Below are 9387 nucleotides of genomic sequence, written 5' to 3'. Positions count from 1 at the left end.
ATCGCGGCGGGCCCACGGAGCAGGACCGGAGCGAGGGAATGCCGAGCCTTGGCGAGGCACCGAACGTCAGGGGCAAGAGCCCTTTGGTTACTTTGGGGCTTTTCCAAAGTGACCCGCCGTAAAGGCGGAACCGCCAGCGGCCGTTACCGCAGGAATGGATATGTACACCATCAAAATCTTGGCAGGCTGCCAGGCCGCCTTCGCTGGCAAGCCAGCTCCTACAGGTTTGCGCCTCGGTTGACGAGCACTTAGTACCCCTCGAATTGCGCCGGGCGCTTGTCGATGAACGCCTGCATGCCTTCCTTCTGGTCCCGTGAGGCAAAGAGCAGGGCATTGGCCTTGCGCTCCAGGGCCAGGCCGGCTTCCAGCGGGGCGTCCATGCCGGCCAGGATCACTTCCTTGATCTGTTCGGCGGCCAGCGCCGGCATCGCGGCGATGACTCGCGCCAGCTCCAGGGCGTGGGCCTGTACCTGGTCATCGTCCACCAGGTCGCTGACCAACCCGGCAACCCAGGCTTCTTCGGCGCTGATCGGTTGCCCGGTGAGCGCCATGCGCATCGCCTTGACCTTGCCCACCGCGCGCACCAGCCGTTGGGTGCCGCCGATGCCGGGCATGATGCCGATGCGGATTTCCGGTTGGCAGAAGCGCGCACTGCGCCCGGCGACGATCAGGTCGGCGTGCATCGCCAGCTCGCAACCACCGCCATAGGCATAACCGCAGACCGCCGCGATCACCGGTTTCGGGCAATGCTGGATCGGTCCCCAGACCCGCTCGGTGTGGCGCTTGTAGATATCGATGGCGCCGACCCCAGCCATGCTGTTGATATCGCCGCCGGCAGCGAACACTTTGTCACCGCCAGTCAGGACGATGCAGCGCACCTGGGGATCAATCGCCAACTCACTGAAATGACGCGACAGCAGTGCCTGCAACTCCAGGCTCAAGGCGTTGGTCGCCTGGGGGCGGTTGAGCCGCAGCAGGGCAACGCCCGGCAGTGGGCGTTCGAGCAGAACCGGTGCAGCAGATGAGTCGGACATGGGCATCCTCGAAGACCAGGCAAGGTGTGAATGGCCGCCAGTGTCCTGTTCGCAAGGTTTGATTTTCATCGTCCGTTCAGACGTAGTTTGGTCCTCGGTTCGTCCCTAGAGTGATCCTTGTCAGTAGAAAAGGAGCACATGATGGAGCTGAATTCGGGTCTTGATTACAGCGGCAAGGTGGTGCTGGTCACCGGTGGCACCAAGGGCATCGGCGCTGGTATCGCGCTGGGATTTCTGGCCGCGAACGCACGGGTGATCGTCTGTGCCCGACGCGAACCTGAGCAGGTGCCGACATCGGCCGGCAGGCGCGCGACCTTCATTGCCGCCGATGTGCGTGACCACGATTCCCTGCAACGCCTGTTCGCCACCATTGAGCGCGACTTCGGACGCCTCGACGTGGTGGTCAACAACGCTGGCGGCAGCCCCGCCACCGACGCGGCCACGGCATCGCCGAGGTTTCATGAAAGCATCATCGGCCTGAACCTGATCGCGCCGCTCAACGTCGCCCAGCACGCCAACCGGCTGATGCAGGCACAGGCGCAGGGCGGTTGCATTGTCTTTATCGGCAGCATCAGTGCACTGCGCTCCTCGCCAGGCACCGCCGCTTATGGCGCGGCCAAGGCCGGGGTGCTCGCGTTGGTGCAATCGCTGGCGGTGGAGTGGGGGCCCAAGGTGCGGGTGGTCACGGTCAGCCCGGGTCTGGTGCTGACCGAGCAGGCGCATCTGCACTACGGCTCCGAGGCCGGTATCGCCGCCGTCGCTGCCGGGATTCCGGCCGCCCGCATGGCGGTGGCCGAAGACATCGCCAACGCCTGCCTCTACATCGCATCGCCGCTGGCCAGTTACGCCAGCGGTTGCAACCTGTTGCTGCACGGCGGTGGTGAACGCCCGGCATTTCTCGGTGCCGCGCAGGTTCTGCCCACCTGATCGACCTATTGCGGCGACCGGGTTCGGTGGCCGCCTTCAATCTGAAGGAGACGACTTTGGCTGATCCACAATTGCTATCCAATGTACGCGCCCTGGTGGGGCGCCAGTACGGCCGCGTGTATGCCTGGGACGAGGTCAACGCACCGATGATTCGCCAGTGGTGCGAGGTCATGGGCGTGGACAATCCACTCTACACCGACCCGGCTTTTGCCCTGGGCACCCAACATGAGGGGCTGATCGCTCCCCCGGCGATGTTGCAGGTGTGGACTATGGAAGGCCTGCACGCCAACAACTATCCGCCTGGCTCCACCGACGAGAACCCTTACGAGGTGCTCAAGGAAATTGAAGCCTACGGCTATGCCTCCACCGTGGCGGTGAATTCCGAGCTGAGCTTCACCCGCCCGGTGCGCCTGGGGGAAAAGCTCTACTACACCACGCGCCTGGATTCGGTTGGCGATGAGAAAACCACCGCCCTGGGCACCGGCTTTTTCGTCACTCTGGTGATGAGCCACTTCGTTGAAAAGGCCAGCGGTGACGAGCCAGTGGGCGAGTTGCTGTTCCGCGTGTTCAAGTTCCGCGCGGCCAATGCCCAGGCGCCGGCCAAAGTTGAATCGGCACCGGCCAAACCCAAGCGTCCGTTGCCGGGCATCAGCGATGACACCCGGTTCTTCTGGGAAGGCTGCGACAAGGGGCAGTTGCTGATCCAGCGCTGCACAGCGTGCAAGACCTTGCGTCATCCACCGGCACCGGTGTGTATCGAGTGCCACAGTTTCGAGTGGGACACCGTAGAGGCCAGCGGTCGCGCCAAATTGTATTCGTTCGTGGTGATGCACTACCCCGAAGTGCCACCGTTCGATTACCCCAACCCCATCGGCCTGATCGAACTGGAAGAGGGCGTGCGCCTGATCGCCGGCCTGGTCGGAATCGAACGCGAGCAACTGCAGATCGGCCAGCATTTGCAGGTCGAGTTCCAGACCTTCGATGACCAGTTGACCCTGCCGATGTTCCGGCCGGTAGAGGCATAGGAGCCACCATGGATTTCGAATTGAGCGAAGACCAGCGCGCCATTGCGCAGATGGCCGACGGTTTGTTTGTCGATCATTGCCATGACGACTACATGCGCCAGTGGGACACCAGTGGCGAACCGATGATGGCGCCGCTGTGGGCGTTGTGTATCGAGACCGGGTTGCATGCCCTGGCGATCCCCGAAGAGCACGGCGGCAGCGGTCTGGGCATGACCGAACTGATGCTGGTGCTGCAAGCCCAGGGCAAGGCCCTGGCCCAGGTGCCGTTGTGGCGTCATCAATTGGCGGCCGCGACCCTGGCCCGTTTTGATGCTGGCGACAGTGCCGGGTGGGTGGCCAAAGCGGTGTCCGGCGAGGCGCTGCTGAGTTTGTCGGTCGACGGCTTGAGCAGTGCGCGGGGCATTGAACTGCAGGCGCAGGCGAATGCCGGGGGCTGGTCGATCAATGGCCGGGTCGCGGCGTTGTCCCTGGGTGACCAGGCCAGCGCCGCACTGGTACTGGTGCAGGCCGAGGGCCAACCGCGCTTGCTGCTGCTCGACCTGGCGGCGCCCGAGATACAGCGGGTGTCGGCGGTGTTGACCCACGGGGAAGCGGTGGCCGACCTGCACGTCGCAGGCTTGACCGTGAACGCCACCGCGCTGCTGCCGGCGGAGTCCGTCGCCTGGCTGGAGCTGCGCTGTACAGCGGCATTGGCAGCCCTGCAACTGGGGGTCAGCGAAGAGCAGATCCGCCGCACCGTGGCCTATGTCAGCGAGCGCCGGCAGTTCGAGCGGGTCATCGGCAGCTTCCAGGCGGTGCAGATGAGCATGGCCGATACCCATATCGCCGTCGAAGCCTTGCGCACCGCGCTGTGGCAATTGGCTTACCGCGTCGATGCCGGCTTGCTGGCGCCTTCCGAAGCCCTGGCCACCGCCTGGCTGGCCTGTGAAGCGGGGCACCGCATCGGCCATGTCGCACAGCACGTGCATGGCGGCATCGGCGTCGACCTGACGTACCCGATCCACCGTTTTCTCTACTGGAGCCGCGGCCTGTGCCTTGCCCTGGGTGGCTCGGCGGCAAGCCTGGAACGCCTGGGCGACTGGCTCAACGATAACGACAAGCTGGGATGGAAATATGACCTCGAAGAACACCAAGCGCTTTGAAGACGTGCGCCCCGGCGAAGTACTGCCGGAACTTGCCGTGCCGATCACGGTGACCCTGATCAACGGTGGCGCGATTGCCACCCGTGACTACTTCCCCGGTCACCACGACGCTGAGGCGGCCCGTGCCCTGGGTTCGCCCCACGTGTTCATGAACATCCTCACCACCAACGGGCTGGTGCAGCGGTTCATCGAGCAATGGGCCGGGCCACTGGCGCAATTCACCGCGCTGAAAATCAAGCTCGGCGCGCCGAACTATCCCGGTGACTGCATGACCTTCAATGGCAGCGTCACCGGTGTTGATGCGGACACCCGTTCGGTGGAAATCACCTTGAGCGGCAAAAATTCCATGGGCAACCACGTGACCGGCACGGTCGCGCTGGTCCTGCCCTGACAGCCGGAGAGACACAGATGACTGATTCATCGATTTCCGGGCGTGCCGCGATCGTTGGTCTAGGCGCAACCGAATTTTCCAAGAACTCCGGACGCACCGAATTGCGCCTGGCCCTGGAGGCCACCTTGAGCGCGCTCAAGGATGCCGGCATCGACCCAAGCGAGGTAGAGGGCTTCAGCTCCTACTCGGTGGACAAGGTCCCGGAGTACGAAATCGCCCGACTGCTGGGGTGCAAGGACGTCAAGTTTTTCTCGCAAGTGCCCCATGGCGGCGGCGCGGCCTGCGGACCGGTGATGCACGCGGCGATGGCGGTGGCCACCGGGATGGCGAAAGTGGTGGTGGTGTATCGGGCCATGAACGAGCGTTCCTGGTATCGCTTCGGCACCGGTGCCTACGGCTTCGCTTCGACGCCGACCTTCGACAACGTCAACTACGGCTGGTACATGCCCCACGGCTTCCATACACCGGCGGCCTGGGTCGGCATGTTCGCCCAGCGCTACATGCACACCTATGGCGCCACCAGCGAAGACTTCGGCCGTGTCGCGGTGGCGGCGCGGGATTTTGCCGCGACCAATCCCCAGGCGTTTTTCCACGGCAAGCCGATCACCCTGGAAGAACACCAGGCCTCGCGCTGGATCTGCGAACCGCTGCACTTGCTCGATTGCTGCCAGGAATCTGATGGCGCCGTGGCGATGGTCATCACTTCGGCCGAGCGCGCCCGTGACCTGCGGCAGAAACCGGTGACCATCAAGGCGGGCTCCCAAGGGATCAGCCACGGTCAGCAGAGCATGACCTCGTTCTACCGCGACGACATCACCGGGCTACCGGAAATGGGTGTGGTCGCCCGCGAGCTATATCGCCAGTCCGGCCTCGGTCCCGAGTCTTTCCAGACCGCCGTGATCTATGACCACTTCACCCCGTTCGTGCTGCCACAGCTGGAAGAGTTCGGCTTTGCCAAACGCGGCGAAGCCAAGGAATTCATCCGCGCCGGGCACCACGCCCGTGGCGGCAAACTGCCGATCAACACCCACGGCGGGCAACTGGGCGAAGCCTATATCCACGGCATGAACGGCATCGCCGAAGCGGTGCGCCAGGTGCGTGGCACGGCGGTCAACCAGGTGGCGGATGTGCAGAACGTGCTGGTCACCGCCGGCACCGGCGTACCCACCAGCGGCCTGATTCTCGGCGCAGCCTAAGGAGCAGCAGATGTTCGTCGACCTCACTCCCGAACAACATGCCCTGCGCCATAAGGTGCGGGACTATTTCCAGGCCCTGATGACCCCGGACATGCGCGAGCAGTTACGCGGCAAGGAAGGCGGCGAACTGTTTCGCCAGACCATCCGCCAGATGGGGCGCGACGGCTGGCTTGCAGTCGGCTGGCCGAAGGCCCATGGCGGCCAGGGTTACGCCGCCACCGAACAGTTGATCTTCTTCGAAGAAGCCAACATCGCCGGCGCGCCGCTGCCGTTCGTGACCATCAGTACCGTAGGTCCGGCCTTGATGGCCCACGGTAGCGAGCTGCAGAAAGAACGCTTCCTGCCCGGCATTGCCGCAGGCGAGATCATGTTCGCCATCGGCTACTCGGAGCCGGAAGCCGGCAGCGACCTGGCGGTGCTGAAAACCAGCGCCCGCCAGGACGACGAAGGCTTCGTGGTCAATGGCAACAAGCTGTGGACCTCGGGTGCCGAATCGGCCGACTTCGTCTGGCTGGCGGCCCGTACCGACCCGACCCAGGCACGGCACAAAGGCATTTCGCTGCTGATCGTCGACACCACGACACCGGGCTTCTCCCACACCCTGATTCCTACCACCAGCATTCCGACCACGGCCACTTATTACGACAACGTGCGGGTGCCCAACGAGATGCTGGTGGGCGAGTTGCACGGTGGCTGGAAGCTGATCACCTCGCAGCTGAACCACGAACGCCTCGGCCTTGGCACCTGGTCGGACAAGGTGGTGGCGCTGTTTCGTCGGGTCTACCTGTGGGCGCGGGCCCGCGACGAGCAGGGGCATCGGGCAATGGACAAGGCCTGGGTGCGCAGTTCGCTGGCCGAGTGTTATGCGCGGCTGGAGGCGATGCGCCTGATCAATATGCGCATCGCTGCCGACCTCGAACGCGAGCGCATGGACGTGGCGCTGAGCTCGACCACCAAGGTGTTCGGCTCGGAGTCGGCCATCGAGATCCTGCGCAAGCTGGCGGCGATCCTCGGCGCCAATGGTTCGATGCGCAGCGGCTCGGCGGCGACGCTGCTGCAGGGCGAGCTGGAATACGAATTGCGCAGTTCGGTGACCCTGACCTTCGGCGGTGGCACCAATGAAATCCAGCGCGAGCTGATCGCCCAGTTTGGCCTCGGCATGCCGCGCACCCAACGCTGACGCTGGTCCATCAAAAACAAAAACCGTACTCGCCCCGGATCCGGGGCGGGTCGAAGGGGACTTTCATGAGCACTATCGAGCAATTCAGGCACGACACCCGTGCCTGGCTGGAGGCCAACTGCCCGCTGTCGATGCGCACGGGCATGGCTGAAGGCGATGTGGTGTGGGGCAGTCAGAACCCGCAATTTCCCTGTGAAGATGCGCGCCTGTGGTTCGAACGCATGCGCGACAAGCGTTGGTTCTGCCCCGAGTGGCCCGAGGAATATGGCGGTGCCGGCTTGAGTGACGAGCAACTGGCGGTGCTGGAAAGCGAGATGCGGCGCATCAAGTGCCGGCCGCCACAGATCAACCTCGGTATCTGGATGCTCGGGCCGGTGCTGCTGGCCTACGGCAGCGAACAACAGAAACGCGATCTGCTGCCGCCGATTGCCCGCGGCGAAGTGCGCTGGTGCCAGGGCTTCTCCGAGCCTAACGCCGGCTCCGACCTGGCCAGCCTGAAAATGGCCGCCCGCGATGCCGGTGACCACTTCGTGGTGGACGGCAGCAAGATCTGGACCTCCTACGGCGACAAATCCGACTGGATGTATGCCCTGGTGCGCACTGATTTCAGCGCACCGAAACACGAAGGTATCAGCTTGATCGTGCTGGACATGCGCAGCCCTGGGGTCAAGCCGCAGCCGATCGATTTGATCAGCGGCAAATCGGCGTTCTGCCAGGTGTTCTTCGACAGCGTGAAAGTGCCCAAGAGCCAGTTGATCGGGCCGTTGAACGGCGGCTGGAACCTGGCCAAGTACCTGTTGCAGCACGAACGCAAGGCGATGTCGAAGTTCGGCGAGTTCAGCCTGCCGTCGCACTTCGACCTGCTGGCGCTGATGCGTGAATACGTGCCGGCGCCCCGGAGTCAGAGCGAACACGCCTTGCAGGCGCGGGCCACGGCCTGTGCGATGAACGAGCATGCCTACAACCTGACCGTGCAGCGCATGGGGGAGGAGGCGCGGGCCGGCGACGACATCGGCGGCCTGATGTCGATCATGAAACTGGTGCACACCGAACAGGAACGCGACAAGTTCGAAGTGTTGCTCGATGCCATGGGCGGGCATGCCTTTGGCTGGGAGAGCACGGCATTCAGCGAGCAGCAACTGGCGGTGACTCGCTCCTGGTTGAACAGCTATGCGCTGACCATTTCCGGCGGGTCCTCGGAGGTCCAATTGAATGTCATCGCCAAGCGCGTGCTGGGCTTGCCCGACGCTAAAAAAGGAGTCACCCCATGAGTCTGCGTTATAGCGATGAACAGCGTTTGCTGGCCGACAGTGCCCGGGACTTTCTCGCGGCCCGCAGCCCGGTCAGCGTCCAGCGTCGACTGCGCGATGGTGCGGTGGAGCCGGGTTTCGATGCGCAGTTGTGGCGGGACGCGGTTGACCTGGGCTGGAGCGCGATTCCGTTTCCAGAAGACTTCGGTGGCCTGGATTTTGGTTGCAAGGGCCTTGGGCCGATCTTCGAATCCATGGGCCGCAACCTGTCCGCCACGCCGCTGTTGTCCAGCGTAGTTCTCGGCGGTTCGCTGGTGCTTCTGGCGGGCAACTCCGCGCAACGGACGCGCTGGTTGCAAGCCGTCATCGGTGGCGAACAGCGCCTGGCCCTGGCCGTGGACGAACACTTACGTCACGACCCGAGCCGCATTGCCCTTGAGGCGAAAGTCGAAGGGCAGGGCTATCGCTTGCACGGCGACAAGCTCTGGGTGGTCGATGGTCTGGGTGCCGATGCCTATGTTGTGGCGGCGCGCACGTCCGGGCAGCAGGGCGACACGCACGGCATCAGCCTGTTCCTGGTGCCGGCCGATACCCCGGGGTTGACCATCAGCGCCTTGTCGCTGATCGATTCGCGAAACAGCGCACGCCTGCAACTGGACCAGGTGCAATTGGGCAGCGAGGCGCTGCTGGGCACCCTGGGTGAGGGCTGGACCGCGCTGGAAACCGCGCTGGACCGTGGCCGCACCTGCCTCGCGGCGGAGCTGTTGGGGATGGCCGAGCAACTGTTCGAAACCACCCTGGAGTACCTGAAGACCCGCGTGCAGTTCGACACACCCATTGGCACCTTCCAGGTCCTGCAACATCGCGCCGCGCAAATGTACATCGACCTGACGTTGAGCCGCAGCGCGCTGATGGCCGCGTTGGCGACCCTGGATGACGCCAGCGTCGACGCTGGGGCACGGGCTCGACTGGTCAGCCTGGCGAAATGGAAGGCCGGCGACACGGCGGTCAAGGTGGCCAACGAAGCGGTGCAGATGCACGGCGGCATTGGCGTCACCGACGAGCTGGATGTCGGTCTGTACCTCAAGCGCGTGCGCGTAGCGCAGAGCTGCCTGGGTGATCGGGATTTCCATTGCGAGCGTTATTCGGCCAACGCGTAACCCCCTGTGGGAGCGAGCCTGCTCGCGATGGCGGAGTGTCAGGCGATGAGGATGTTGAATGTGCCGGCCTCTTCGCGGGCAA

9 protein-coding genes are annotated in these 9387 nt (G+C 64.1%); 8 read left to right on the top strand and 1 reads right to left on the bottom strand.

Going from position 1 to position 9387, the window contains the following annotated elements:
- Positions 1-248: 248 nt before the first annotated feature.
- Positions 249-1034 (bottom strand): enoyl-CoA hydratase, encoded by a 786-nt coding sequence (locus PMI31_RS22540; protein ID WP_008021003.1) that lies wholly within the window; start codon positions 1032-1034, stop codon positions 249-251.
- Between the two features lie 141 nt (positions 1035-1175).
- Between PMI31_RS22540 and PMI31_RS22535 the strand changes: the two genes are divergently transcribed.
- The 8 genes from PMI31_RS22535 to PMI31_RS22500 all read left to right on the top strand — a co-directional run bounded on the left by PMI31_RS22535 (position 1176) and on the right by PMI31_RS22500 (position 9305).
- Entirely contained in the window at positions 1176-1961 is a 786-nt protein-coding gene (locus PMI31_RS22535) for an SDR family oxidoreductase (RefSeq protein ID WP_008021002.1), read from the top strand.
- Between the two features lie 56 nt (positions 1962-2017).
- Positions 2018-2986 (top strand): bifunctional MaoC family dehydratase N-terminal/OB-fold nucleic acid binding domain-containing protein, encoded by a 969-nt coding sequence (locus PMI31_RS22530; protein ID WP_008021000.1) that lies wholly within the window; start codon positions 2018-2020, stop codon positions 2984-2986.
- Positions 2987-2994: 8 nt separating this feature from the next.
- On the top strand, positions 2995-4128 hold the full coding sequence (locus PMI31_RS22525; RefSeq protein WP_008020999.1) for an acyl-CoA dehydrogenase family protein: 1134 nt from the start codon (positions 2995-2997) through the stop codon (positions 4126-4128).
- Positions 4100-4519, top strand: a complete 420-nt coding sequence (locus PMI31_RS22520; protein WP_008020997.1) for a MaoC family dehydratase — start codon at positions 4100-4102, stop codon at positions 4517-4519. Before PMI31_RS22525 ends, PMI31_RS22520 begins: the two co-directional genes overlap by 29 nt.
- Before the next feature lie 17 nt (positions 4520-4536).
- Entirely contained in the window at positions 4537-5715 is a 1179-nt protein-coding gene (locus PMI31_RS22515; RefSeq protein WP_008020995.1) for a lipid-transfer protein, read from the top strand.
- A gap of 10 nt (positions 5716-5725) precedes the next feature.
- Entirely contained in the window at positions 5726-6895 is a 1170-nt protein-coding gene (locus PMI31_RS22510; RefSeq protein ID WP_008020994.1) for an acyl-CoA dehydrogenase family protein, read from the top strand.
- Positions 6896-6960: 65 nt separating this feature from the next.
- Positions 6961-8166, top strand: coding sequence for an acyl-CoA dehydrogenase family protein (locus tag PMI31_RS22505; protein ID WP_008020993.1), 1206 nt, complete (start codon positions 6961-6963; stop codon positions 8164-8166).
- Positions 8163-9305, top strand: a complete 1143-nt coding sequence (locus PMI31_RS22500) for an acyl-CoA dehydrogenase family protein (RefSeq protein WP_008020991.1) — start codon at positions 8163-8165, stop codon at positions 9303-9305. The genes PMI31_RS22505 and PMI31_RS22500 overlap by 4 nt, the downstream gene beginning before the upstream one ends.
- Positions 9306-9387: the final 82 nt, after the last annotated feature.

Origin of the sequence: Pseudomonas sp. GM55, assembly GCF_000282395.1 — a bacterium.
In the GTDB taxonomy this organism is placed as follows: domain Bacteria; phylum Pseudomonadota; class Gammaproteobacteria; order Pseudomonadales; family Pseudomonadaceae; genus Aquipseudomonas; species Aquipseudomonas fluorescens_CC.
Note: the sequence above shows the minus strand (reverse complement) of the source record. Positions and strands in the feature narration are given on the sequence as shown.

Bases quoted from the DNA above. Each gene is read 5' to 3' on its own strand.
- PMI31_RS22540 (WP_008021003.1), bottom strand. From the start codon at position 1,034: ATGTCCGACTCATCTGCTGCACCGGTTCTGCTCGAACGCCCACTGCCG.
- PMI31_RS22535 (WP_008021002.1), top strand. From the start codon at position 1,176: ATGGAGCTGAATTCGGGTCTTGATTACAGCGGCAAGGTGGTGCTGGTC.
- PMI31_RS22525 (WP_008020999.1), top strand. From the start codon at position 2,995: ATGGATTTCGAATTGAGCGAAGACCAGCGCGCCATTGCGCAGATGGCC.
- PMI31_RS22520 (WP_008020997.1), top strand. From the start codon at position 4,100: ATGACCTCGAAGAACACCAAGCGCTTTGAAGACGTGCGCCCCGGCGAA.
- PMI31_RS22515 (WP_008020995.1), top strand. From the start codon at position 4,537: ATGACTGATTCATCGATTTCCGGGCGTGCCGCGATCGTTGGTCTAGGC.
- PMI31_RS22510 (WP_008020994.1), top strand. From the start codon at position 5,726: ATGTTCGTCGACCTCACTCCCGAACAACATGCCCTGCGCCATAAGGTG.
- PMI31_RS22505 (WP_008020993.1), top strand. From the start codon at position 6,961: ATGAGCACTATCGAGCAATTCAGGCACGACACCCGTGCCTGGCTGGAG.
- PMI31_RS22500 (WP_008020991.1), top strand. From the start codon at position 8,163: ATGAGTCTGCGTTATAGCGATGAACAGCGTTTGCTGGCCGACAGTGCC.